Here is a 22,130-nt window from a genome sequence, read left to right on the forward strand (position 1 = left end):
ATGGGAAGGGCACTGATGGTACTCGGGACCTCGTCAGGAGCTGGAAAGTCGCTCCTCGTTACGGCCCTGTGCAGGATTTTCTCAAACCTCGGCTACGATGTAGTGCCCTTCAAAAGCCAGAACATGAGCCTGAACTCCGCGCCGAGCATCGAAGGGGGCGAGATAAGCAGGGCGCAGTATTTGCAGGCGATAGCCTGCCGAAAGAGGCCAAGCGTAAAGTTCAACCCGATTCTGCTCAAGCCAGAAGGCAACATGAGAAGCCAGGTCGTCTTCATGGGGGAGCCGATTGGCAGCGTCTCCGCCAAGGACTACATGCTCTCGCGCAAGGAGGAGCTCTTCAGGAAGGCGATGAAAGTTTTGGATGAGTTGAAGGAGAAGCACGACCTCGTTATAATCGAAGGCGCCGGCAGTCCGGTTGAAATTAACCTGAAGGACTACGACATAGCGAACACAAGGGTGATGCTCCACGCAAAGGCAAAGGGAATCCTAGTTACCGACATAGACCGTGGTGGAAGCTTCGCAAGCATAGTCGGCACGATGGAGCTTTTGAAGCCAGAGGAGAGGGAAGCGATAATCGGCTTCGTCTTCAACAAGTTCCGCGGGGACGCTTCCCTACTTCAGCCGGGCTTTGAATACTTAGAAAAACGCTACGGTAAGCCGACCCTCGGTGTTATCCCTCACATCGAACACCGTTTACCTGAGGAGGATTCACTCACGGAATTTCCGAGGGTTATAGGAAAGCTTCACATTCAGATAATCAGGCTCCCCCACATCAGCAACTTCACAGACTTTGAGCCCCTCCACTGGGCGAACGGTGTTGACTACGTGACAAGGCCGGAGGAAATCAAAGGTGACGTGGTGATAATTCCAGGGAGCAAGAACACGGTCAAGGATTTGCTCTGGCTGAGGGAGAACGGAATTGAGGAGGCTATCTTAGAGGCCCACCGTGAAGGCTCTTTCGTCGTCGGAATCTGCGGCGGCTTCCAGATGCTCGGCGAGAAGATAATAGACAGAGTTGAGTCGAAGCGCGGTGAGGTCAGGGGCATCGGCCTACTGCCGGCCAAAACCGTCTTCGAGAGAAGCAAGAGGACGAACCACCTGAGGGCTGAGGTTCTCTGGGAGCAGGCGAGAGGAATGCAGGTCGAGGGCTACGAGATACGCTTCGGCAGGAGCACCTCGGAGAGGCCCTTCTCGGTGATAAAAGCAATAAACGGGGCGAAAACCTTTGAGCCTGAGGGGGCGATTGGAGAGAGGGCCTTCGGCACCTACCTCCACGGCATCTTCCACAACTTCGCCTTCACGGAGGCGTTTCTAAACTTTCTGAGGGCAGAGAAGGGCCTTGAGCCGGTTTCAATTGAGGAGTGGAACATAGAGGAGGAAATTGAGAGGTTCGCAAAGGTCGTTGAGAGGAACCTCGACGTGGAAAGGATTTTAGGGGAGCTGGGGCTCTAAAAGTAGTCCTCCGGCCCCTCAAGCACCTTCGGCGGGTGTCTCTTCGCCCACCAGAGCTTCAAGCGGACGTAGAGGTAGAAGCCGAGGAAAGCGAGCAGACCTATTATAATCAAAACTGCCGCCACAATGAGGAACCCGAAGATGAACAGAAATGCGAAGATCAGCATCCCTGTGAGCAACAGTGCACCTCTAATCTCCCTACCCCTCATCTTCCCACCAGACGGGCTATTCTATTCGCCAGCTTTAACTCTTCCGGTGTGTTCACGTTCAAAGCTAAGAGCGGGTTTCTCAGCTCCAAGAATTCCTCGCCTTCGGTTCCAACGGCGTTGAGGCCAACTATTGCGTAGCCCCTGTAAACGACTGGCTTTAAGCCCTTCGGAACGAGTCTCAAAGGAAGAACGCCCGTTAAGCTAACCTTTCCGTCAAAGGCCTTCTTTACGGCCATCACATCACCCGCCCTCACGAAGGGTAAATCTGCAGAAACGCTGATGAACGGCCCGAATTCCCTGAGAAGGTAAATCAAATCCTCAACGTAGCCCTTTCCAGGCGTTTCAACGAAGGGAATCCCCTCGCGGAGGCAGAGCTCCTTCGTTCTTGGGGTATTTTTGGAGAGGGCAACGAGGGCTTCCCCGGCTTTTTCTGCCTCCCCGTAAACGCGCAGGAGCATCGGCTTTTTGCCAACCTTCAGGACGGGCTTCTCCTGGCCCATCCTGCTCGACCTTCCGCCGGACATGATGAGTATCATGGGAGTTGATAGCCGGCAACGGTTAAAAGGCCTTCCGCTCAACGGCCTCCATGAAACTCCTCGGCATACTCCTCTCGCTCCTCATAGTTTTGGCCTCTGCCTGTCTTTCAAACGCTCCAGCGAGGGAGAAAACCAGCACGACTTCGGTCTCGCCTCCTTCTCAACCCATACCTGAGACGACATCTTCTCCCGCTCCCCCTGTATCGCACACCTCCTTTCCGGTCCCATCGAACGCAACCTCTCCCAAAATAGCTCAGCAAAACGTAACATCAACGACTCAGACCACTCCAAAAGGTGAAGACTCGAACCAAATCCAGGGGCTAAACCTCTCCTCGGTTAGGAGCTGGGTCTACTGGCTCCAGAACGCGAGTCCAGAAGCTATAGCGAAAAGCGGCTTTGAGCTGGTTGTCATGGACTACTCAAGGAACGGGAGCGACGAGAGGGCCTACACGCGGGAGGAAATCGAGATGATTAAAAGGGCCGGGGTAATCCCCATAGCCTACCTCAGCATCGGCGAGGCTGAAGATTATCGCTTCTACTGGAGAGATGGGTGGAAAAAGAACCCTCCCGAGTGGCTCGGGCCGGGGAACCCCGACTGGCCCGGGGATTACGCCGTCAAGTACTGGGAGGAGGGTTGGAAGAAAATAGTCTTTGAGTACCTCGACAGAATCATTGCACAGGGTTTTTCGGGCGTTTACCTTGACAAGGTTGATGAATACTGGTTCTGGGCCGAGAACGGCTACGACGAGAGCTGGACGGCAAAGCAGATGATCGAATTCATAATCCAGATAGCCAACTACACCCGCTCTAAAGCCGGCAAGGACTTCATAATAATCCCCCAGAACGGGGAGTGGCTCCTTGACTACGATAACGGGAGCCTTTTGAGAACAGTCTCCGGCTGGGCGAGTGAAGACGTCTTCTACGACGGCCTTGAGCCAAGTCCCTGGACGGGCGAAAAGGTTCCGCTCCTCGATAGAGTCGTTGAGGCTGGAAAAACCGTTCTAGTTGTTGATTACGTTGACGACGGGACGAGGAGCGATGAAGACCTCGCAAGAATCCTCAACTTTATAGAACAGGCCCGGAAGAGGGGATACGTACCCTACGCGGCCTTGGAGGACAGGGAGCTGGATAGACTCGATGTGATTCCTGGGGTTCAGCCTCCGAAGTAAGCCCAAGCAAACGCCATAACTGCCAACGTCCCGGCCCTCGTTATCTCCGCTATCGCACCAAGGCAATCGCCGTTTATCCCGCCGAAGTTGTCGAGGGCAACTTTGATGGCGTAGCCCCCGAAGGTCAGACCGAGGAGCGAGACCAGGACATTAGGATCATAGACGATTAGGGGGACGAGGAGGATGGCGTAGAAAATGAGCCCGCCGAGGAGCCCTTTCCCAGTCATCCCCTCCATGAAGTACGCCCCAAGGCCCCGACCGAGGGGCTTCTTTGTTGCCAGCGCGAGGAGCATGGCGAGCTTTGAGTTCAGCTCGGCTAAAAAGAGCGCGTAGAAGGGAACGAGCCGAAGGGAGTAAACCTGAAGGAGGAGAACCATCACGACGGCGAAGAGGCCGGCTATACCGGTGTTTAAATCTTTCATCGCCTTTATCTTCCTCTCCCTGTCTCCTGTGACCATTATCCCGTCGGCCCAGTCCGCTAAACCGTCGAGGTGGAGGAGGCCAATGGTGAAGTAGAGCGCGAGAAGGGCAAGGACGTTCGAGAGGGGAAGCCTTAAGTAGAGGACGAGCGTTGGAAGCGCTGAACTCACCAAAGCAACGAGTGGAAAGGCCCAGAGCTCCTCGCGGGCTTTCTCGAAGTCTCCTTCCACTGGAATCCTTGTCAAGAACGGCAGGAGGTCCCTCATGGCCAGTCCGCCTCCGATTCGAAGAGCCTCGTCATGCAGCCGGCTATGAAGCCGCCTATCGCATCGTCAAGAAACGGCGGAAGCTCGGCCAGAATCCCAGGCTTCCTTGTGTCGTAGTAGAAGAAGTTGAAGAGCGCCATCTTCCCGCCTATGTATTCGGCGATGTCTATTCCAATCAGCTCGTCCGCCACTAAATTGACTGGGTCGCCTTCGACCTCGAAGTTCTCCTCAAGCAGGAGCGCCGCCATGAGAAGCGCTTGGATGTTGATGTCGTCGAGATACCTTAGCATCAGCTTTTCGAGCCTCTCGCGGACTTTTTCCCTTCCATCCCCCACGTAAAGCTCCAGAGCCGTGTCGAGCATGGAGTCAAGGGTTATTCCCTTTGATTCGAGTTTTTTGAGGATTTCTCCCGCCCTCATTCTCTCACCAGCCTGAACTTCAACCACCAGTAGGTCTCGCTCTCTCCAACACCCTGCGGTTCCATCTTGAAACTCCCCTCAAACAGCGGGCACTTTAGAACCACCGTGTGGAACTCCCCCATCTCCCCGATCGGGTCAACGTCAGGGTTTGAATCAAGGAAGCGCTCCAAATCCTCAACCGAGCGGAAGGTGTAGCCGAGCCACTCATTGGAGAGCTTCTCCCCCTTCACCGCTATTATCGCGTACTCAAAGCCCGCCTCAAGCATTTCAACGGCGAGTTCCCCCGTGTCCCGTCCCCAGAGGGGTTCAAATGGAGTCACACCGGCCTCACGGGCGAGACGCTCAACCCACCTCAGGTGATCCTCAAGCAGAACGTCCCCCGCTATGAGGTAATCCGTGCCCAGAGAGCCTATGAACTCCGCCAAAGCTTCTCCTCCTTTCCCCATGTCGAAGGTGAGCAGTTCCTTCCCCATTGCTTCGGCGAGTGTTTCTAAGGCTCCGAGATTTTCCCAGTGGGGTGAGAGGCCTATCGTGGTTTTCAGCGTGAGCAGATAGGGGACTTTAATCCCCTTTCTCTCCGCTAAATGGACTGCGTAAAGCCCATCCTTTCCACCGGAAAAGAATGCAACCCCCTTTTCGTGAGGCATCTAACCACCAAACCTATAAAGGGTATGGACTTTTTATCCATTATGCTCTTGCCGTTTGAGAACCTCAAAAAGGCCGGCGGGATCTACGTAAACCCGGTCAATCTTAAGGTAGTCCCGTTAGTCCTCCGCGACTGGAGGGATTTCCTGAGCTTAGACGAGAAAACCTACGGGGTCTACGCGAGGACGATATACAACCCTGATGAGCGCTTCCTCGTCGTGAACGGGGAAGACGGGAGAAAAGCCAGGGAGCTGGAAGCCCTCTACCGTGAGCTCCTCAAAGACCCCCTGAGGTTCTGTCGCGAGGAATACTACCGCTATCAGCTCCGGGTGGGCGAGTTTGGGGGTCTACCCTTCTCCAACGGCTGGCCCGGCTCCGGCGTTGTTCTCGTCGGGGAGGCACCGGGGAGAAAGGGCTGCGGAAAGACTGGAATCTGTTTCTACCGCGACGCCTCGGGAATGCTGCTGAGGAAGACGCTCTTCAGCCTCGGCATCAACCCGGACTTCGTATACATAACCAACGTCGTCAAGTGCAATCCTCCCGACAACAGGCTGAGAGGCTTCGGTGAGGGCGAGCTTGAGCTCCTCGGGAGAGAGCTTGAAGCTGTGAAGCCGGGGGCCATCTTCGCGGTCGGCAGAACCGCCGAAAAGGCTCTGAAACGGCTCGGCTTTGAGTTCACCTACCTCAGACACCCCGCCTGGTACGTGAGGAGGGGGCTGAGGGAGCCAAATGAGGAGATGCTGGAAGAATACTCGGCGATAAGGGAGGCCTTCGGAGAATGGAGGTTCTGACGGTTTTCTTCCTTGCACTGCTCTGGGACCTGCTCTTAGGGGAACCTCCGGCTAAAGTTCACCCCGTCGTGTGGTTCGGTAGGTTAGCTGACCTTTTTGAGGGACGCTGGAGGAGAAGAGACCCCTCCCTCGATTTTCTGGCCGGAACCTCCACGGCCGTGCTCGTCATAATCACCGCCCTTCTGCTCTCACTTCTCCCTTCCTACCTCCCCTTCCCGCTGGACTACGCCCTCGGGGTTTACATCCTCAAGAGCTCCTTCGCGATTAGGAGTTTATACGAGCACGTCGCGAGGACGATAACTGGGAACATCGAGGAAAAGAGGAAGGCCGTTTCGATGATAGTCAGCAGAGATGTTAAAGCCCTCGACGAGGCGCACCTCAACTCGGCAGCTATAGAGAGCCTTGCCGAGAACCTCAACGACTCGGTGATAGCTCCGCTCTTCTACTTCCTCCTCTTCGGCCTTTCCGGGGCTTTAATCTACCGCGCCGTGAACACCTTGGATGCCATGCTCGGCTACAGGAACGAGCGCTACGAGTATTTCGGCAAGTTTTCCGCCAGGTTGGATGACGTTCTCAACTTCATTCCTGCCCGATTGACAGTTCTTCTCTACCTTCCTTTCGGTGGGAGGAATGTTCTCAGTCATTACCGTCTCGCTAGGTTCAAGCTCAACTCCGACAAACCCATCTCGGCGATGTCAGCCGTCCTCGGCGTCTGGCTTGAGAAGCCCGGCCTTTATAGATTTCCAGGGAGGGAACCGGGGAACGAAGACATAGGGAGGGCTTTGAAGATTTACCGGGTGGTTGTTGCGGAGTGGCTTGTTATCGTCTCCCTACTCCTTGCAACGGAGGTGTTCCCATGCTTGAGCCCGTGAAGTTCTCAACCTACCACGGCGGTGCGAGGGAAGAAGGTTTGCTCGACTTCTCGGCATCCCTAAACCCGTATCCCCCGGAATGGCTTGACGAAATGTTTGAGCGCTCCAAAGAGATAAGCGATCGCTATCCATACTACGAGAGGCTTGAGGAGGAATTGAGAGAGCTCATCGACCAACCTGTAACGGTGACCGCTGGAATCACTGAGGCACTCTACCTCCTAGGAATCCTCGCGCTCCGCGGGAGGAAGGTGGTAATCCCCCGCCACACCTACGGCGAGTACGAGAGGGTTGCGCGGATTTTTGGAGCGAAGGTCATCAAAGGCTCCAACGATCCAGAAAGGCTGGCGGAACTCGTCGAGGGAAACTCCGTTGTATTTTTCTGCAACCCCAACAACCCCGACGGCAGTTTCCACCGCGTCAGAGAGCTTAGACCCCTTCTCGATGCTGTGGAGGATAAAAAAGCCCTCCTCGTTCTCGACGAGGCCTTCATAGACTTTGTTGAAAAGCCGGAAAGTCCGGAAGGGGAAAGCATAGTGAAGCTCAGAACCTTCACCAAGAGCTACGGCCTGCCTGGAATAAGGGTCGGCTACGTCATCGGCTTTAAGGAGGCCTTCAGAAGCGTCAGAATGCCCTGGAGCATAGGCTCAACAGGCGTTGCCTTCCTCGAATTCGTGATTGAAGACGGCTTCGAGCACCTGAGGAAGACGATGCCCCTAATCTGGCGGGAAAAGAAGAGGCTGGAAAAGGCGCTAAAGGTTAAAAGCGACGCCAACTTCTTCATCAAGCGCATTGGCAATGCAAAGGAATTCGTTGAGGCCCTCAAGAGGCGTGGAATCCTCGTGAGGGACTGTGAGAGCTTCGGCCTGCCGGAATACGTCCGCTTTTCAGTTAGAAAGCCCGAGGAGAACGAGAGGCTGATTGAGGCCTTCCGAGAGCTGGGAGAAGGGTTTTAAATCTGAAGCCCACTTCATTTTTGGTGGTACCATGCATGAGCTCTACACGGCCCTTGCCGAGTACTACGACGCGATTTATAGGAGAAGGGCCGAACGAATTGGGAAAGAGATAGACTTCGTGGAGGAGCTCTTCCGGAACGAGGCAGAGAGGGAAGTAACGCGGGTTCTCGACCTCGCCTGCGGAACCGGGATTCCAACGCTCGAACTCGCGAGGTGCGGATATCAGGTTACAGGCCTAGACCTCCATGATGAGATGCTGGCCGTTGCGAGAAGAAAAGCCGAAAGGGAAGGGTTTAACATTGAGTTCATCCAGGGAAACGCGCTTGAGATTGATTTTGAGGAGGAGTTTGATGCGGTTACCATGTTCTTCTCCTCAATTATGTATTTCGATGATTCTGCAATTCAACAATTATTTAATTCGGTAAAACGGGTCTTAAAGCCAGGAGGGGTTTTCATCGCCGACTTCCCATGCTGGTTCTACGGCGGGAGGAACGGCCCGATAGTATGGGACGAGCGGAAGGGCGATGAGCGGTTAATCATAACAGACTGGCGCGAGGTCAAGCCGGCGACACAAAAACTCCACTTCAAGCGGCTGGTTCAAATCCTCAAGCCCAACGGGAGCGTTAGGGCCTTCATGGTGGATGACGAGCTCAACATCTACACCCCGAGGGAGATGAATACGAGAAGGCTTGGAACTTCGGAAAGCTCGTGTACGGGTGGAGAAGATGATTTTTTTATTTTATTTTCATTTAAACAATGCGGTAGGTGAATCTAATGAAGTTGGTCCCTGTGAAAGGTATCGTCTTGAACCTTGACGTTCTGGATCTGCCAGAATTTCATGGAGTGCTGGACGAACACTTTGTGCTACTAACAATCCCCTCAGGAATAATCCTCTCGGACATCAGAAACCATGAGGAGTTGCTCCACTCGGAAGTCGTCCGCTCATTCAAGACTAAAGAACCCTTGGAGCTGGCTTTAATGGCCGTTCCGGAGAGTATAATGAGAAATGAAATAGGAATGGAGAGAATCGAATACCGATATTATTACCCTCCAAAAAACAGCAGATGGAAAAGAAAAGTTAAGTGGAAGGAAATGAGAGGTTTTGTGAGGCAGGGAATCACCGTCGAAGGAAGGGTTACTCAAATCAACCAATCGGGGGAAAGAGTACTCATCGAAATCCGTCCCTCAGGAATTCCAATGTATCTAGACCTTCCTTATGAGAAGTTCAGCAGACTGGAAATTCGGACTGGCGACTTCATTACGGCCTCCTTTCCGTGGTTTTATGCGAGGGCCGTTAAAGGAGGGGACATTGATGGGCCAGACCTTTAAGGCCATTGCTAAAGTCGCTTATTTTGATGGCAAAAGGGCGGTTTTCCTCGTCAAGAGGAATCACGGAAGAACCAAACGGGATGCCATTAGAGGCTGGAACCCGTGGATTCCAGTTCCTCATGTTCTTATCCCAGAGGAGTTTAAGAAGCTGGTTGATTCAGCATATCAAAACAAAAAAGAACTTTTCCCGGTTTTTGCCCTCGACGCCAGCGAAATCGAGGCCTCTGATGATGAATGGTACGAATTCAGGGTCTCTCTCTCCAGTGAAGACGTTGTCTATTCGGTGAAGGGCTATCACGCGGGAGAATCACTTGTGGATGTTCTCGGAATACCTTTCAGGATTGAAGGGCTATCCTGGAAGGGATGGATTTCTGCGAGGGGGAAAAGACTCCTACTTGCACAGGTGGATGTAACTCCCCAGGGAAAATAGAGGCAACCACGAGGGCTGTTTCGCATTTTGCAGAAAACTGCCTAAAGTTCAGGGAAAACTCTAACGTGGAGGTGTCTACTGTTGCCGGACGGCACAACTTATATCCTGCTCAGCAGGCTTTTGCTCCTTTCTTTTACCCCATTTAGGGACTACGACGGAGTGGTTCACTCAGGGGAAGCTGAGTTCCTCTTGGAACCTCCGGGTGTTAAAATAAGCGTCTTCATTCCCGTTGGGGAGCAGGCTGAGAAGTTCTCAAAACTCGAAGGCCAGTACATTGATGTGGAAATCGACCCACCGTACTTTGAAGTGTTTAACGTGAAAAACGCTGAAAGACCAATTATCACTCTTCAAAATCTTTGAGCCGGAGTGGGGCATCTTTGAGTGTGGAAACCTGAGGTTTGAAGAGTGCTTTAGCGGAGAGAGTGAGTGGATTGAAGAGATTGGAGCATGGTTCTATGCCTACCTCCCCGAACGCGATTGAGAAGTCCTTTCGCTCTTGACCCCAAACTTTTTAAACCTCGGGCTCATTTCTATACCCTGGTGGTGCCTATCGTCCACCGTAACGCCGATTTCGACCCATGAATTTCACGCGTTCCGCGCTTCTCGGTTAGCCTTTACTCCGGCACCACCGGCGTTGCTAAGATTTTTAAAAGCCTGTTCTGAGGGTAACCCATCTTCAAAAAACCGAAAGGGTGATGTCCATGCTCCCTAAGACCTACGACCCGAACGAGATTGAGCCGAAGTGGCAGAAGTTCTGGCTGGATGAGAAAATCTACAAGTACGAGCTCGACGAGAAGAGGCCGAGCTACGCGATAGACACTCCGCCCCCGTTCACGAGCGGAACGCTCCACCTTGGTCACGTGCTCAGCCACACCTGGATCGACATAATCGCGCGCTACAAGAGGATGACCGGCTACAACGTGCTCTTTCCCCAGGGCTTTGACAACCACGGTCTCCCGACCGAGCTGAAGGTCGAGAAGGAGTTCGGAATAAGCAAGGATCAGCCGGAGAAGTTCCTCCAGAAGTGCGTTGAGTGGACCTGGCAGGCCATCGAGGCGATGAGAAACCAGTTCATAAGGATAGGCTACTCGGCCGACTGGGACCTGGAGTACCACACGATGGACGACTGGTACAAGGCTGCCGTGCAGAAGTCCCTCCTTGAGTTCTACGAGAAGGGCATGCTCTACCGCGACAAGCACCCGGTCTACTGGTGTCCAAGATGCAGGACGAGTCTGGCTAAGGCTGAAGTCGGCTACGTCGAGGAGGACGGCTATCTCTACTACATCAAGCTCCCGCTCGCTGACGGTTCCGGCTACGTGCCCATAGCCACCACGAGGCCCGAGCTGATGCCGGCCTGTGTTGCTGTCTTTGTCCACCCGGACGATGAGAGGTATAAGGACGTCGTGGGCAAGAAGGTGAAGCTCCCGATATTCGAGCGTGAGGTGCCGGTCATAGCCGATGAGGACGTTGACCCCGAGTTCGGAACCGGTGCGGTCTACAACTGTACCTACGGCGACGAGCAGGACGTCGTCTGGCAGAAGCGCTACAACCTGCCGGTTATCATAGCGATCAACGAAGACGGCACGATGAACGAGAACGCCGGCCCCTACGCCGGGCTTAAGACGGAGGAGGTGCGCGAGAGAATAGCTGAGGACCTCGAAAAGATGGGCCTGCTCTATAAGAAGCAGAAGGTCCACCACCGCGTGCTGAGGCACACCGAGAGGAGCTCCTGTATGGCACCCATCGAGCTGCTCCCCAAGACCCAGTGGTTCATCAAGGTGAAGGACTTCACGGACGAGATAGTGAAGGTGGCTAAGGAGATAAACTGGTACCCAGAGGATATGTTCCTCCGCCTGAAGGACTGGGCCGAGAGCATGGACTGGGACTGGGTCATAAGCAGGCAGAGGGTCTTTGGAACGACGCTCCCGTTCTGGGTCTGCAAGAACGGCCACGTTGTTCCGGCTAGGGAAGAAGACCTTCCGGTTGACCCGCGCTTCGACAAGCCGCCCGTGGAGAAGTGCCCGGTCTGCGGTGCCGAGCTTGAGCCCGTTACTGATGTCCTCGACTGCTGGATAGACTCCAGCATAACCCCGCTCATCATAACCCGGTGGCACGAGGCCATCAAGGGCGACGAGGAGGCCAAGCGCTGGTTCGAGCACAACTTCCCGACCGCTCTCAGGCCGCAGGGAACGGACATCATCAGAACGTGGGCATTCTACACGATATTCAGAACCCACGTCCTCACCGGCCAGAAGCCCTGGAAGGACGTTCTCATTAACGGAATGGTGGCCGGCCCGGACGGCAGGAAGATGAGCAAGAGCTACGGCAACGTCGTAGCACCTGACGAGGTCATACCGAAGTACGGCGCCGATGCGCTCCGCCTCTGGACTGCCTTAGCACCGCCCGGAGAGGATCACCCCTTCAAGTGGGAGACCGTTGATTACAACTACCGCTTCCTCCAGAAGGTCTGGAACATCTACCGCTTTGCCGAGAGACACCTGAGCGATTTCGACCCGAAGGAAGCTCCAGAGGAGCTTGAGCCACTCGATCGCTGGATACTCTCAAGGCTGCATCGCGTTATCAAGTTCGCCACCGAGGAGATGGAGCGCTACCGCTTCAACCTGCTCACGAGGGAGCTGATGACCTTCGTCTGGCACGAGGTGGCCGACGACTATATCGAGATGATCAAGTACCGCCTCTACGGCGACGACGAGGAGAGCAAGCTGAAGGCGAAAGCGGCACTCTACGAGCTGCTCTACAACGTCATGCTCCTCCTCGCCCCGCTGGCCCCGCACATAACCGAGGAGCTCTACCAGGAGATGTTCAAGGGCCACGTCGGTGCTAAGAGTGTGCACCTCCTTGAGTGGCCGAAGTACGACGAGGGCAGGATAAGCGAGGAGGCTGAGAAGCTCGGAGAGCTCGCCCGCGAGATAGTCGGCGCCATGAGGCGCTACAAGAACAGCCACGGCCTGGCACTGAACGCCAAGCTCAAACACGTGGCCATCTACGCCACCGATTCCTACGAAGCCCTGAAGGCCATAGAGAAGGACATCGCCGGAACCATGAACATCGAGAGGCTGGAGATAATCCAGGGCGAGCCGGAACTTGAGGAACGCATCACCGAGATAAAGCCCAACTTTAGGACGGTTGGCCCGCGCTACGGCAAGCTCGTGCCGAAGATCACCACCTACCTCAAGGAGAACGCGGAAGAAGTTGCAAGGGCCCTCAAGGAGACCGGAAAGGTTGAGTTTGAGGTCGAAGGCCAGAGGGTCGAGCTGGGCAAAGAGGACATTGTGCTCAGGAAGGCGGTGTTCAGCGAGGGCGAAGAGGTTGAAACGGCCGTAGTGGGAGACGCCGTTGTGGTGTTCTTCTGATTCCAAGTTTTCTTTTTGCTCATCTTCCTTTCTGTTTTCTGGACTCCAAGTGGATTTCAAAAAGGGTGGCATCTCGTTCTTTTACGACTTCGACCCGAACCTCTCCGAATTCCCTTTCCAGCTCATCGACGACCCCCTGAATCATGTCATCCTCAAGAAGGTCCTCGTTCTCGATGAAAAGGGTTTTCCCGGTGTACCAGACGTTATACACAAAGTCGTATCCCGTGAACATCTTGTTTTTGCCTTCACCAAACACGGCGTTTCCGTTTTCCTTTATAATGTCGAGAATAGCCTGTTCCGGGCAGTGGGCCCTTCTGAATCTTGAATACACCCTTGGGATCACATCGCAGGGTGAACCACCCATGATCTGCCGCGTTCCAATCTTGTAATTTCTGAAGAGGATAAGGGTACTGACACCCATGATAACCCCCAGTGCTTGGATTACGGAAGAAGTTTAAATGTCATCTGGTTCATCCGTCTAACAGTTGTAGCACAGCATCGCGGCCTTCTTCAGGAGTATCACCCGATAGGCTTTCCCGTTTATTATCCTCGCGTTGGAGATTTTGTTGAGGTGGTGTATCCTCTTCCTCTCAAGCGCTATCAGGTCGAGTTCCCTCAGCACCTTCACGAAGTCCTCCCAGCGGATTTTGAGCCACTTGGAGTACTCATGGAACAGCTCCTTCTCGACCACCCTGTAGGTCTTGCCGTTCACTTTGTATCTGATCGCGCGCTTGGGGAGTTCCTTTCTCAATCTCCAGCGCGCGTGGAGTGGCTCCTGGAACTCGTAAACCGCTTCATCCATGGACTTCCCTTCCACCATCATCTTGAGAATTATGCCGAGGATGCGGTTTATCCTGTCGGGGACGCCGACAATGTCGCCGCGAAGAACTATCTTCCTCCTGCGGACCTTTATTCCGGCGTTCTCAAGCTCCTCGCCTATTTGGGGCGTGGTTTTCTTCTTGTTCCCGCCGGTGTCAACGATGCCGCCGATTATGAATGCCTTAACGCTAAAGTCTTTCTCGCTCAGGGTTTCCTCCGCCCAGGGATCGAGGAGAACGACTTCATCAATGCCCCTCTCCCTCAAAAACTCCGCCGTTGGGCCTTCGTAGGCGGTTATCCTATCAATCGGGCCGTGGAACATGGATTTAAACTCATCGTTCGCCCACGTTACGGCCAGCTCCTTTCCCGTAAAGTAGTCCCTCAGCAGGCCGTAGCTCTGGCTCACCTGCAGGCAGACCTTGCCCTTCTCTTTCTGGGTGTGCTTGTCCCAGTGGTATAGGTCGATTATGAAGTAGGGCCACTCAGGGAGCTTTGAACGGAGCTCTTCGGGTGTCAGAACAGGCTCGAACTTCTCCTTCATGCACAGGGGGGCATAGGCGTAGTAGGAGCCCTCGACGCGGTTGCCGTTCAGGTCCCACGCAACGGCCGTCTTCTCCGGGACGCGGAATATTGCCCCCTTTCCGTTGATTATCCCCACTGCCACGTCCTGAAGCTTGTTCTTTGACTTTCTGAAGCGCTTTGAGAGCACCCCGAAGCTCTCGATCCCCTTCTCCCTCAGCGCTTCCCTGAAAAGGTCGGCGAGCGTCTTCATGGCCATCGGTTGAGGGTCGGGCGGAGGTTTAAAAAGTTTGCCACCAAACTTTGCGTAGCAAAGTTTGATCAAAAAGTTAATCTTTGTTAAAATGAACAAAGCCAGTTTGCATGTCTTTTCAATATTCCAAGGTTCCAAAGGGGTTCATGTCCACGAGGCTGGCTAAAAGGGTTTCAACTTTTCTTAACGCTCTTTGGGCGTCATTCTTGCAGTGAAACCATCAACAAAACTCTTCAAGGGATGAACCCTCCTAAATCTCAGGGGTTTTAGAAGTGACATGCAAACTTTGATGAAACTTTGTGCAGGCAAAGTTTCTTATGGTGCCCCGGCCGGGATTTGAACCCGGGGCGCGGGCTCGAAAGGCCCGCATGTTTGACCGGGCTACACCACCGGGGCTCGATATTAGGGAAGGGCGAGCGTTTAAAAATCTTTCGTTGGGGAATTCTTTTTAAGTCCGCGTCCAATTTTCTTCCGATGCTCGCGGTCAAAGTTCCCAAACGAGAGGCAGAGAAGGCCAGAAGAAAGCTTATCGAACTCGGCGTCCTGGCGAAAGGATACGCCGTCAGAAGAGAGGGTGAGTCTGTGCTCTTCCCCGTCACAGAGCCAGTTGAGGGCTTTGAGCTCGTTGAGGCCGACTTTGAGAGGGTTGAGAGAAGGCCTCACAGCTACCGCGAGGTCGTTGAGGTTCCGGACGAGGTTAGACCGCTCCTCCCGAGCTCCTTCGACGTAATCGGTGACATAGCGATAATCGAGCTACCGGAAGAGCTGATGTCCTATGGAAAAGCTATCGGAGAGGCCATCCTGAAGGCTCACAGGCACATAAAGTCCGTCTTCGCCAAGGGGAGCAAGGTTTCCGGGGAATACCGTGTAAGGGAGCTCGTTCACCTCGCCGGCGAGAGGAGAACTGAAACGCTCCACCGAGAGAACGGGATAAGGCTGAAGCTCGACGTTGCCAAAGTCTACTTCTCCCCCCGCCTTGCAACCGAGAGGATGAGGATTTTCGAGAAGACCCGGCCGGGGGAGGTTATATTTGATATGTTCGCCGGCGTCGGGCCTTACGCGATGCTTCTAGCTAAGAAAGCAAAGCTCGTCTTCGCCTGCGACATCAACCCATGGGCAATTCGCTACCTTGAGGAAAACATCAGGCTGAACAAAGTTAACAACGTCGTGCCTGTCCTCGGGGACGTGCGGAAGGTTGCCGGACGGCTCAAGGCCGACCGCGTGATAATGAACCTTCCCAAGTTTGCCGACCGCTTTTTGAGGGAGGCCATGCTGAGCGTTAGGGACGGGGGGGTTGTCCACTACTACGGCTTCGGCCCGGAGGAGGACCTGTTCTCAGAGCACGAGGCGAAGATTAAATCCACCGCGAGAGAGCTCGGCTTCACCGTCGAGTTCCTGGAGGAGAGGAAAGTCCGCCCCTACGCCCCGAGGCAGTTCAACATAGCGATCGACTTCAGAGTCATGAAGTAGCGTTTTGCGGAGAGAACAGGCTTTAAAAAGAAGTCGTTTTCCCGATAAAACACCAAAAAGGTTAGAAAAGGGAAAGTCACTTCCCCGCTATCTTCACGTTCTCGAACTTGATGAAGGGCGTTATGATGGTGGTCATGAAGGGCATTACGGTCTGCTCCTTCGTTACCTCGGTGGCGCTCTTCAGCAGTTCGTAGACGTTGCCCGCTATGAGGAAAACGCTGGCACCTTTGACCTCCCCGTCCTCGATGAGGAAGGCAGGGTTTGCCGTTACCGCGAAGTTCCCGTTGTCGGGGTTGCTTGAGTGGGCACCCTGGAAGCCGTCCACGAAGTAGCCGTGCTCGATTTCCGCTATGACCTCCTCCAGCGAGCGCTTCCCGTTCTCGATGACCATGCTGTGGAAGCCTATGTTTATGCCGCCGGTTCTCAGGTCCCTCTTTCCGTTTCCGGTGCTCTCGGTGCCGTGAATCCTGGCCCAGTAGTTGTCCCAGACGAAGCCCTTGAAGGTTCCGTTCTCGATGAGGACGTTCTTCCTCGTCGGCACTCCCTCGCCGTCGGCTATAACGGGCTGTATGGAGAGCTCGTGGAACGGGTCGTCGTATATCGTGAGCACGTCGCTGGCTATATTCTCCCCTACCTTTCCTGCCAGCGGTGTCGTTTCCTTAACCAGACGCTCACCGCTGAAGGCAGGGAATAAGGCGTAGCTGAAGAGACCCGCTATCGCCCACGGGCCGAGGATTATTGGAACCTCCTCGTTCCTGCTGGCCTTGACGTTGTAGGCCCACTTGACCTTCTGGACGGCCCTTTCAACGACCCCGTCAACGTCGAGGTTTAAGTCGCGCTTCGCGTCGAAGTCAAAAATGCCGGGCGTTACAACGTCTCCCTTCCTGCCCACCAGCTCCAGGAACAGGAACGCCGCACCGCCCTCCTGGGAAACATCTACCCCGTGGGAGTTGACAACCTGCCTTTCCTCCCACGAAACGCCGCCCTCTCCGCCTGCAACCACAACGTGCTCGTCCTTCTCGCGGGCGAGCTTTATGCCGCGGACGAGCATTTCAACGAGTTCATCTGGCGAAGCGTCCTTCAGCTCGTAGTTGGGCTTTGGTTTCTCACGGTACTTCCCTGGCTCAGGCAGGGAGACCCACTTCTCGTCGGGGCTGTTGAGCCTTGCCATCTTTGCCGCCTGCTCTATCGCTTCCCTTATCTTGGCCGGCTCGTCGCTGTCGACTATCGCCAGACCGAGGCGCTTGTCCTTGATTCCGCGGATTATCGTCACGGCCCCACTCCTCGTGGAGGCCATTGAAATCTCGTTCAGCTCGACGCTTGCGCTGACGTCCTTGGAGCGGTAAACGGCGATCTCCAGCTCGTCGAAAAACTTCTCACCGTACCTTATTAGTTCCTCCATCTTCACCACCTCACCCGATGAGGATTCCTCCGTCGAAGCGCATGTGCGGGCCTCCTGAGCTGACGAAGGCCGTCTGTCCCTTTCCGCAGAATCCGACCTCAAGGCCGAAGTCCTTTCCTACAGCGCTTATCTTCTTCAGCGCCTCTATGGCAACACCGGTAATTGAGGTGTCCCTTATCGGCTCCGCTATTTCGCCGTTCCTGATGACGTAGCCCTCCTGCACGCCAACCTGGAATGCCGAGTTGAGCTGAGCTTGGCCTCCGCGGAAGTCAACGACGTAGTAGCCGAACTTGATGTCCTCGATGAGCTCCTCGAAGGAGTGGTCGCCGGGTTCAAAAATCGTGTTCCTCATCCTGATTATCGGCGGGTAGCGGTAGCTCTCGGCTCTGGCATGGCCGTTCGGCTCCATGTTCCACTTGTGGGCGTATTCGCGGTTGAGCATTATCTGCTTGAGGATTCCGTTCTCGATGATGCGGATGTCCCTTACAGGAACGCCCTCGTCATCATAGCGGTCGTTCCCAAAGCCGCCCTCAACGTAGCGCTCGCTCATCGTGACGTATTCGGGAGCAATCTGCTTGCCGATGAGGTCCTTGAAGGGCGAGTTTATGGTCAGGTCGGCCTCGGCGAGGTGGCCCAAAGCCTCGTGCGCTATTATGCCAACCACTATCGGGCCGGCCACAATCGGGAACTCGCCGCGCTTCGGGGCAACGCCCTTGAGCTGGCTGTGCATCTTTCTGAGGAGTCTCTCGGTGACCTTTTCATTGGGCTCGTGCTCGGTCATGAGTTCCCAGCCGTAGTCCACCGCACCTATGCTGTCCCTGGCCATGGCCAGCTTTCCGTCCGCCTTTCCGGTGACGTAGGTTCCCTGGTAGAGGTAGTTGTAGTCCCACTCTATGCGTGTTCCCTCACTGGTGAGGAGGATTTTTTGTCCACCGCCGTCCTCGTAGCGGACATTGACGCTCTTGACGGCCTCGTCCTCCTTGAGGAGCCTCTCCAGCTCCCTGAGGTGCGTGACCTTCTCCTCTATGTCAACTTCCGCCGGCTTGACCTTCATCCTGCTCTTCACGAAGTCCTCCACTGGCTTTATCTCGGCCAGCTCTATCTTTTCCGTCTTGGTCTCCGCTGCCGCTTTGGCCAGCTTGTAGGCCTCCTCAATTTTCCTCTCAAGGTTGCTTAAATCACTTGTCGAGGCGAAGCCCCATGCTCCATCGGCCAAGACCCTTATCGCAACGCCCCGGTTCAGCTTTCCAGTAAAACTGGTAAAAACGCCGTCTTTGAGGGCTAGGGTCGTCTTTCTCAGGTTCTCGTAGCGGAGCTCTATGTAGTCCGCTTTCAGGTTTTCCTCCCCCCAGCGGAGGGCTTTCTCCAGCGCTTCCATGGTCACCACCGTTTCTATCTGTTCATTGATGAATCGCCGGTCTGGTATAAAAGTCTTTTGAGCCTTTCGATGAGGGTCGAAAGGAAATTTTGCCAAGATAACTTTATCATATAGTAAATTAAACACAACCATATCTTTTCGAGTTTCTTTCGAGCGAAAATGTTATATAGGATGGGTGAAAATCTTCTAATGCAAAAACCCGTTGGGGGGGTCAATGAGGAGGCGTGCACTGCTGGCCATGTTTGTAGTCTTACTGTTGATTGGAGCCTACGGTGCCTACGTGGTCAGCTACCCCAAGTACCCGGAAGTAAAAGGTTGCGTGAACCCCTTCGCAGTTACAAAGCCGGTAGGCAGGGTTCAGGAGAACTTGGATACCCTGGCCATGGTCTGTCCCATGCTGGCTGGCATGTGCAGGATTCTGCTGTAACTATGTATGCTGTGGTGAGGAGGGCCACAAATGCGAACCGATAACGCCCGGGCCGTAATTAAAGCATATCGCAGGAATTACTCGCCCTCCGTTATGTCTTTCCTTAAACGGCTCACAGGCTACCTTGCAGCGGCGGCAGTCATCTGTCTCTACGGCCAGAGGGAAACAGCACTGCTGGTTCTCCTGATCCTTATTGTGGTGGATGGGCTTCTGACCTTCAGTTTTTCCCGAAGAGGCTAGCAACCTTTTTATCTTCCAGCTCGAATCCACGTTCATGAAGGCCGAAATCAAAAACCTCATAGACAGGGGCACCTATAGAAAGCTCCCGCTCTTCGAGGGTGAGCTTCCAGAGGGAAGCTACGCCCAGATAGTCGAGGTCAAGCCGGGGCAGACTGTTAAGAAGCACTACCACCTCCACCAGTACGAGCTGTTCTACATAATTGACGGCCAGGCAAGGCTCGGCATCGGCGAGACCGAGTACCTCGCAAAACCCGGGGACATCTTCCTCGTCAAGCCGAGGACCGTTCACTGGGTGGTCAACGAGCGTGACGAACCCTTCAGGCTCTTCGTGGTGAAGCTGAACTACCGCGGGGATGACTCCGTTTGGCTTGATTAGTGGTAAGCCCTCTCCCTCGGTCTTAGGTCAGTCACTATTATTATTTTCTCGTCCCAAAAGACGGTGTAGAAAAGACGGTAGTCACCAATCCGGAAGCGATAGGTACTTGTCACTCCCCTCTTAGCTCCTTTAACTGGCTTCACATCGAAGGGTGGCTTTGGAAATGGATTTTCTTCCAGACTTTTAAGAAACTCGGCCGGTTTCCTTCTTTGTCCAGATTTAAGGTACTTCTTTGCGTTTTTAACTACATCTTTGCTGATTATGACCTGATAGCCCCATGCTACCACCGCTTCATTCGGTCAGTTGTTGGAGAGCCTCCTCTAAGGTTAGTCCCTTCTCGGGTTTTTTCTTCGGTTCTTTGGCCTTCCTGAGGAGCTCCGCATACAGCTCATCATCTATAATCTCTGGCTCTTCGCTTTCGATTATAAGCCTCAAAAGTTCTCTCTCCATTTCATCAAGCTTTTTTCTCATTTCCCTTATGTCGTGCAGAAGGACCCTAACGGTATCTGTTTCCATCCTCTCACCGTTTGACATTAATGCGAGAACTTAAAAAGTACTTTGGGAACTGCTGTTGTATAACATCGGGTGTATTGGGTGAAACGAATGACCGAGAGGACCATCGGCATCCTCGGCGGCATGGGGCCCCTGGCAACGGCCGAGCTCTTCAGGCGGATAGTCGAGAAGACTCCTGCAAAGAGGGACCAGGATCATCCAAGGATAATCATCTACAACGATCCTAAAATCCCGGACAGAACGGCCTTCATTCTGGGGAACGGGGAGGATCCGAGGCCGGCCCTGATCAAGGGCGCCAAAAAGCTCGAAAGCTGGGGAGCGGACTTCATAATAATGCCCTGCAACACCGCCCATTTCTTCGCCGACGACATCCAGAGGGCGATAGGAATTCCCCTCGTCAGCATGGTGGAAGCGACCGCCGAGAGGATAGCGGAGATGGGTCTCAGGAAGGTCGGGCTTCTCGCGACGGACGGTACGGTAAAGGGCTTAGTGTACCACCGTCCCCTTCTCAGGAGGGGAATAGGGATCGCGGTCCCCGATGGGAAGGACCAGGAACTCGTCATGAAGGCGATATACGATGGCGTGAAAGCCGGAAAACTGGAGCTTGGAAGGGGGCTCCTTCTTGAGGTGGCGGAGAGGCTCCAGCCCCGGGTTGATGGGATAATAGCCGGCTGCACCGAGGTCAGCGTTGCCCTGAGACCTGGAGACTTAAAGGTGCCCCTGATCGACCCGCTCGACGTGATAGCCGAGAAGGCGGTGAAGCTCGCCCTCGGCCTTGAGGACCTTTAAATCCACCCTTTCCTCCTGAAGTAGGCGAGCATTCCCACGGCTATGGTGAGCATCAGCAGGAGCACGAAGGGATAGCCGTATCTCCAGTAAAGCTCGGGCATGTATCGGAAGTTCATTCCGTAGAGGCCTGTTATGAAGGTCAGCGGGATGAATATCGTTGAGACCACGGTGAGGATTCTGATTATGTCGTTGGTCTTCATCGGGATGGTCGAGTAGTAAAGCTCGACGAGGCTGTTGGCGAGCTCGCGCTGGCCTTCGAGTATCTCCAGAACCTCAAGGACGTGGTCGTGGAGCTCTTCGATGCAGCTCCGGGTTTCCCGCTCAAAGAACTCCTTTGCCTCCAGCTGGAGCCTCCTGAAGGCCTCAAGCAGGGGAAAGATCGTGCGGCGCATGAAGAGGATTTCCCTTCTGAGGCCGTGTATCTCTCGGAGAACGCTTTCGTCCCCCCTAGAGAGTATCTGTGCCTCAAGCTCTTCCATTCTGGAGCTTATGCGCTCGATTATCGGCACATAGTTTTCCACTATTGCCTCAAGGAGAGCGAACAGCAGGTAATCTGCTCCCCGATCCCGCAGGAGGCCTTCACCTTCCCTTATGCTTTCCCTGACCGGGTCGAAAACATCGCCCCGCCTCTCCTGAACGGTCACCACCAGGTTGTCCTTCAGCAGAAGGCCTATCCGCTCCCTCTTCAGCCCACCCCCTATCTCGTACACCTGATGGAGAAGAAGGAAGAGGTAGTCCGGAAACACGAAGACCCTGGCACGGGAGCTTGCCCGCCTGAGGCTCTTCATCGGGCGCTCGTGAATTCCCAGGGCATCCATCACCTCGGGAACAAGCGACGGCGTGTCAACGTTCACCCAGATGACGTTGTATCCTTCAACGCTCAGAGCTTCCTCTACGCTGGAGACCTTCATGCTGACGAATCTGTCCTTTGAATAGGCGATGACGGTTATTCTGGGGGCATCGGAGTCATCGGTCATTCTACCACCTCACCCTCCAGCGAGAAGGGCCGTCGATGTTGGAAGGGATTCCCATGGGCTTCACCCAAAAGAGATAGGGCGGTTGGTGAGTTATAGTTTTCG

27 protein-coding genes and 1 tRNA gene are annotated in these 22,130 nt (G+C 54.4%); 15 read left to right on the plus strand and 13 right to left on the minus strand.

Going from position 1 to position 22,130, the window contains the following annotated elements:
- Positions 1 to 1,452 (plus strand): cobyric acid synthase, encoded by a 1,452-nt coding sequence (locus NUS69_RS03100; RefSeq protein WP_258084384.1) that lies wholly within the window; start codon positions 1 to 3, stop codon positions 1,450 to 1,452.
- Here NUS69_RS03100 and NUS69_RS03105 read toward each other — a convergent pair.
- A complete protein-coding gene (locus NUS69_RS03105) occupies positions 1,449 to 1,661 on the minus strand; it encodes a hypothetical protein (RefSeq protein WP_258084385.1) in 213 nt (70 codons plus the stop codon). The genes NUS69_RS03100 and NUS69_RS03105 overlap by 4 nt on opposite strands.
- A complete protein-coding gene (locus NUS69_RS03110; protein ID WP_258084386.1) occupies positions 1,658 to 2,197 on the minus strand; it encodes an NTP transferase domain-containing protein in 540 nt (179 codons plus the stop codon). Before NUS69_RS03110 ends, NUS69_RS03105 begins: the two co-directional genes overlap by 4 nt.
- Positions 2,198 to 2,247: 50 nt before the next feature.
- Here NUS69_RS03110 and NUS69_RS03115 point away from each other — a divergent pair, with 50 nt between their 5' ends.
- On the plus strand, positions 2,248 to 3,366 hold the full coding sequence (locus tag NUS69_RS03115; protein ID WP_258084387.1) for an MJ1477/TM1410 family putative glycoside hydrolase: 1,119 nt from the start codon (positions 2,248 to 2,250) through the stop codon (positions 3,364 to 3,366).
- Here NUS69_RS03115 and cobS read toward each other — a convergent pair.
- From cobS to NUS69_RS03130, 3 genes are read right to left on the minus strand one after another with little or no spacing between them, the layout of a single operon-like run.
- Positions 3,351 to 4,052: an adenosylcobinamide-GDP ribazoletransferase gene (gene cobS, locus NUS69_RS03120; protein ID WP_258084388.1), complete on the minus strand. Its 702-nt coding sequence runs from the start codon at positions 4,050 to 4,052 to the stop codon at positions 3,351 to 3,353. The two genes, NUS69_RS03115 and cobS, sit on opposite strands and share 16 nt — an antisense overlap.
- Positions 4,049 to 4,471 (minus strand): alpha-ribazole phosphatase CobZ, encoded by a 423-nt coding sequence (gene cobZ, locus NUS69_RS03125; protein WP_258084389.1) that lies wholly within the window; start codon positions 4,469 to 4,471, stop codon positions 4,049 to 4,051. Before cobZ ends, cobS begins: the two co-directional genes overlap by 4 nt.
- Positions 4,468 to 5,118 (minus strand): PAB0415 family putative ATP pyrophosphatase, encoded by a 651-nt coding sequence (locus tag NUS69_RS03130; protein ID WP_258084390.1) that lies wholly within the window; start codon positions 5,116 to 5,118, stop codon positions 4,468 to 4,470. The genes cobZ and NUS69_RS03130 overlap by 4 nt, the downstream gene beginning before the upstream one ends.
- 42 nt (positions 5,119 to 5,160) lie before the next feature.
- Here NUS69_RS03130 and NUS69_RS03135 point away from each other — a divergent pair, with 42 nt between their 5' ends.
- The 8 genes from NUS69_RS03135 (at position 5,161) to NUS69_RS03170 (ending at position 12,865) form a co-directional block, all read left to right on the plus strand.
- Positions 5,161 to 5,907: a uracil-DNA glycosylase family protein gene (locus NUS69_RS03135; protein WP_258084391.1), complete on the plus strand. Its 747-nt coding sequence runs from the start codon at positions 5,161 to 5,163 to the stop codon at positions 5,905 to 5,907.
- Complete coding sequence (cbiB, locus tag NUS69_RS03140) at positions 5,895 to 6,779, plus strand: adenosylcobinamide-phosphate synthase CbiB (protein WP_258084392.1); 885 nt, start codon at positions 5,895 to 5,897, stop codon at positions 6,777 to 6,779. The genes NUS69_RS03135 and cbiB overlap by 13 nt, the downstream gene beginning before the upstream one ends.
- Positions 6,764 to 7,732 carry an aminotransferase class I/II-fold pyridoxal phosphate-dependent enzyme gene (locus NUS69_RS03145; protein WP_258084393.1) on the plus strand — a complete coding sequence of 323 codons (969 nt, stop codon included), beginning with the start codon at positions 6,764 to 6,766 and terminating at the stop codon, positions 7,730 to 7,732. The genes cbiB and NUS69_RS03145 overlap by 16 nt, the downstream gene beginning before the upstream one ends.
- A gap of 31 nt (positions 7,733 to 7,763) precedes the next feature.
- Positions 7,764 to 8,501 (plus strand): class I SAM-dependent methyltransferase, encoded by a 738-nt coding sequence (locus tag NUS69_RS03150; protein ID WP_258084394.1) that lies wholly within the window; start codon positions 7,764 to 7,766, stop codon positions 8,499 to 8,501.
- A 5-nt stretch (positions 8,502 to 8,506) separates the two neighbouring features.
- Positions 8,507 to 9,061 (plus strand): hypothetical protein, encoded by a 555-nt coding sequence (locus NUS69_RS03155; RefSeq protein ID WP_258084395.1) that lies wholly within the window; start codon positions 8,507 to 8,509, stop codon positions 9,059 to 9,061.
- Positions 9,042 to 9,491, plus strand: coding sequence for a hypothetical protein (locus NUS69_RS03160; RefSeq protein ID WP_258084396.1), 450 nt, complete (start codon positions 9,042 to 9,044; stop codon positions 9,489 to 9,491). Before NUS69_RS03155 ends, NUS69_RS03160 begins: the two co-directional genes overlap by 20 nt.
- A gap of 81 nt (positions 9,492 to 9,572) precedes the next feature.
- The gene (locus NUS69_RS03165; protein ID WP_258084397.1) at positions 9,573 to 9,851 is read left to right on the plus strand and encodes a hypothetical protein; all 279 of its coding nucleotides are present in this window, start codon (positions 9,573 to 9,575) and stop codon (positions 9,849 to 9,851) included.
- A gap of 341 nt (positions 9,852 to 10,192) precedes the next feature.
- Complete coding sequence (locus NUS69_RS03170) at positions 10,193 to 12,865, plus strand: valine--tRNA ligase (RefSeq protein ID WP_258084906.1); 2,673 nt, start codon at positions 10,193 to 10,195, stop codon at positions 12,863 to 12,865.
- A 19-nt stretch (positions 12,866 to 12,884) separates the two neighbouring features.
- On the opposite strand, the gene NUS69_RS03175 is transcribed toward NUS69_RS03170, so the two are convergent.
- The 3 genes from NUS69_RS03175 to NUS69_RS03185 all read right to left on the minus strand — a co-directional run bounded on the left by NUS69_RS03175 (position 12,885) and on the right by NUS69_RS03185 (position 14,852).
- On the minus strand, positions 12,885 to 13,286 hold the full coding sequence (locus NUS69_RS03175; RefSeq protein ID WP_258084398.1) for a hypothetical protein: 402 nt from the start codon (positions 13,284 to 13,286) through the stop codon (positions 12,885 to 12,887).
- Between the two features lie 57 nt (positions 13,287 to 13,343).
- Positions 13,344 to 14,456, minus strand: coding sequence for a tRNA (guanine(9)-/adenine(9)-N1)-methyltransferase (trm10, locus tag NUS69_RS03180; RefSeq protein ID WP_258084907.1), 1,113 nt, complete (start codon positions 14,454 to 14,456; stop codon positions 13,344 to 13,346).
- A gap of 318 nt (positions 14,457 to 14,774) precedes the next feature.
- A tRNA-Glu gene (locus tag NUS69_RS03185) sits at positions 14,775 to 14,852 on the minus strand.
- Between the two features lie 78 nt (positions 14,853 to 14,930).
- On the opposite strand from NUS69_RS03185, the gene trm5b reads away from it, so the two are divergent.
- A complete protein-coding gene (trm5b, locus tag NUS69_RS03190; protein WP_258084399.1) occupies positions 14,931 to 15,926 on the plus strand; it encodes a tRNA (guanine(37)-N1)-methyltransferase Trm5b in 996 nt (331 codons plus the stop codon).
- 76 nt (positions 15,927 to 16,002) lie between these two features.
- Here trm5b and NUS69_RS03195 read toward each other — a convergent pair whose 3' ends face one another.
- Both NUS69_RS03195 and NUS69_RS03200 read right to left on the minus strand, forming a co-directional pair.
- Positions 16,003 to 17,328: a TldD/PmbA family protein gene (locus NUS69_RS03195; RefSeq protein WP_258084400.1), complete on the minus strand. Its 1,326-nt coding sequence runs from the start codon at positions 17,326 to 17,328 to the stop codon at positions 16,003 to 16,005.
- 10 nt (positions 17,329 to 17,338) lie between these two features.
- Complete coding sequence (locus tag NUS69_RS03200) at positions 17,339 to 18,706, minus strand: TldD/PmbA family protein (RefSeq protein ID WP_258084401.1); 1,368 nt, start codon at positions 18,704 to 18,706, stop codon at positions 17,339 to 17,341.
- 214 nt (positions 18,707 to 18,920) lie between these two features.
- On the opposite strand from NUS69_RS03200, the gene NUS69_RS03205 reads away from it, so the two are divergent.
- The 3 genes from NUS69_RS03205 to NUS69_RS03215 are packed head-to-tail and all read left to right on the plus strand — an operon-like array spanning position 18,921 to position 19,749.
- Positions 18,921 to 19,133, plus strand: a complete 213-nt coding sequence (locus NUS69_RS03205) for a hypothetical protein (RefSeq protein WP_258084402.1) — start codon at positions 18,921 to 18,923, stop codon at positions 19,131 to 19,133.
- Between the two features lie 30 nt (positions 19,134 to 19,163).
- Positions 19,164 to 19,373 carry a hypothetical protein gene (locus tag NUS69_RS03210; protein WP_258084403.1) on the plus strand — a complete coding sequence of 70 codons (210 nt, stop codon included), beginning with the start codon at positions 19,164 to 19,166 and terminating at the stop codon, positions 19,371 to 19,373.
- Positions 19,374 to 19,407: 34 nt separating this feature from the next.
- Positions 19,408 to 19,749: a cupin domain-containing protein gene (locus NUS69_RS03215; protein WP_258084404.1), complete on the plus strand. Its 342-nt coding sequence runs from the start codon at positions 19,408 to 19,410 to the stop codon at positions 19,747 to 19,749.
- On the opposite strand, the gene NUS69_RS03220 is transcribed toward NUS69_RS03215, so the two are convergent.
- Complete coding sequence (locus tag NUS69_RS03220; RefSeq protein WP_258084405.1) at positions 19,746 to 20,036, minus strand: type II toxin-antitoxin system RelE family toxin; 291 nt, start codon at positions 20,034 to 20,036, stop codon at positions 19,746 to 19,748. The genes NUS69_RS03215 and NUS69_RS03220 overlap by 4 nt on opposite strands.
- Before the next feature lie 4 nt (positions 20,037 to 20,040).
- A complete protein-coding gene (locus NUS69_RS03225; RefSeq protein WP_258084406.1) occupies positions 20,041 to 20,265 on the minus strand; it encodes a hypothetical protein in 225 nt (74 codons plus the stop codon).
- Positions 20,266 to 20,352: 87 nt separating this feature from the next.
- On the opposite strand from NUS69_RS03225, the gene cuyB reads away from it, so the two are divergent.
- Complete coding sequence (gene cuyB, locus NUS69_RS03230) at positions 20,353 to 21,051, plus strand: cysteate racemase (protein WP_258084407.1); 699 nt, start codon at positions 20,353 to 20,355, stop codon at positions 21,049 to 21,051.
- Here cuyB and corA read toward each other — a convergent pair.
- Complete coding sequence (gene corA, locus NUS69_RS03235; protein WP_258084408.1) at positions 21,048 to 22,028, minus strand: magnesium/cobalt transporter CorA; 981 nt, start codon at positions 22,026 to 22,028, stop codon at positions 21,048 to 21,050. The two genes, cuyB and corA, sit on opposite strands and share 4 nt — an antisense overlap.
- Positions 22,029 to 22,130: the final 102 nt, after the last annotated feature.

It is taken from the genome of Thermococcus thermotolerans, assembly GCF_024707485.1.
GTDB lineage: Archaea > Methanobacteriota_B > Thermococci > Thermococcales > Thermococcaceae > Thermococcus > Thermococcus thermotolerans.

Coding starts and splice junctions, on each gene's coding strand:
- NUS69_RS03200 (WP_258084401.1), bottom strand. CDS start 18,706: ATGGAAGCGCTGGAGAAAGCCCTCCGCTGGGGGGAGGAAAACCTGAAA.
- NUS69_RS03215 (WP_258084404.1), top strand. CDS start 19,408: ATGAAGGCCGAAATCAAAAACCTCATAGACAGGGGCACCTATAGAAAG.
- NUS69_RS03195 (WP_258084400.1), bottom strand. CDS start 17,328: ATGGAGGAACTAATAAGGTACGGTGAGAAGTTTTTCGACGAGCTGGAG.
- cobZ (WP_258084389.1), bottom strand. CDS start 4,471: ATGAGGGCGGGAGAAATCCTCAAAAAACTCGAATCAAAGGGAATAACC.
- cbiB (WP_258084392.1), top strand. CDS start 5,895: ATGGAGGTTCTGACGGTTTTCTTCCTTGCACTGCTCTGGGACCTGCTC.
- cuyB (WP_258084407.1), top strand. CDS start 20,353: ATGACCGAGAGGACCATCGGCATCCTCGGCGGCATGGGGCCCCTGGCA.
- NUS69_RS03130 (WP_258084390.1), bottom strand. CDS start 5,118: ATGCCTCACGAAAAGGGGGTTGCATTCTTTTCCGGTGGAAAGGATGGG.
- NUS69_RS03175 (WP_258084398.1), bottom strand. CDS start 13,286: ATGGGTGTCAGTACCCTTATCCTCTTCAGAAATTACAAGATTGGAACG.
- NUS69_RS03135 (WP_258084391.1), top strand. CDS start 5,161: ATGCTCTTGCCGTTTGAGAACCTCAAAAAGGCCGGCGGGATCTACGTA.
- NUS69_RS03105 (WP_258084385.1), bottom strand. CDS start 1,661: ATGAGGGGTAGGGAGATTAGAGGTGCACTGTTGCTCACAGGGATGCTG.
- cobS (WP_258084388.1), bottom strand. CDS start 4,052: ATGAGGGACCTCCTGCCGTTCTTGACAAGGATTCCAGTGGAAGGAGAC.
- NUS69_RS03100 (WP_258084384.1), top strand. CDS start 1: ATGGGAAGGGCACTGATGGTACTCGGGACCTCGTCAGGAGCTGGAAAG.
- NUS69_RS03225 (WP_258084406.1), bottom strand. CDS start 20,265: ATGGAAACAGATACCGTTAGGGTCCTTCTGCACGACATAAGGGAAATG.
- NUS69_RS03145 (WP_258084393.1), top strand. CDS start 6,764: ATGCTTGAGCCCGTGAAGTTCTCAACCTACCACGGCGGTGCGAGGGAA.
- corA (WP_258084408.1), bottom strand. CDS start 22,028: ATGACCGATGACTCCGATGCCCCCAGAATAACCGTCATCGCCTATTCA.
- trm5b (WP_258084399.1), top strand. CDS start 14,931: ATGCTCGCGGTCAAAGTTCCCAAACGAGAGGCAGAGAAGGCCAGAAGA.
- NUS69_RS03210 (WP_258084403.1), top strand. CDS start 19,164: ATGCGAACCGATAACGCCCGGGCCGTAATTAAAGCATATCGCAGGAAT.
- NUS69_RS03170 (WP_258084906.1), top strand. CDS start 10,193: ATGCTCCCTAAGACCTACGACCCGAACGAGATTGAGCCGAAGTGGCAG.
- NUS69_RS03205 (WP_258084402.1), top strand. CDS start 18,921: ATGAGGAGGCGTGCACTGCTGGCCATGTTTGTAGTCTTACTGTTGATT.
- NUS69_RS03115 (WP_258084387.1), top strand. CDS start 2,248: ATGAAACTCCTCGGCATACTCCTCTCGCTCCTCATAGTTTTGGCCTCT.
- NUS69_RS03150 (WP_258084394.1), top strand. CDS start 7,764: ATGCATGAGCTCTACACGGCCCTTGCCGAGTACTACGACGCGATTTAT.
- NUS69_RS03155 (WP_258084395.1), top strand. CDS start 8,507: ATGAAGTTGGTCCCTGTGAAAGGTATCGTCTTGAACCTTGACGTTCTG.
- NUS69_RS03110 (WP_258084386.1), bottom strand. CDS start 2,197: ATGATACTCATCATGTCCGGCGGAAGGTCGAGCAGGATGGGCCAGGAG.
- trm10 (WP_258084907.1), bottom strand. CDS start 14,456: ATGAAGACGCTCGCCGACCTTTTCAGGGAAGCGCTGAGGGAGAAGGGG.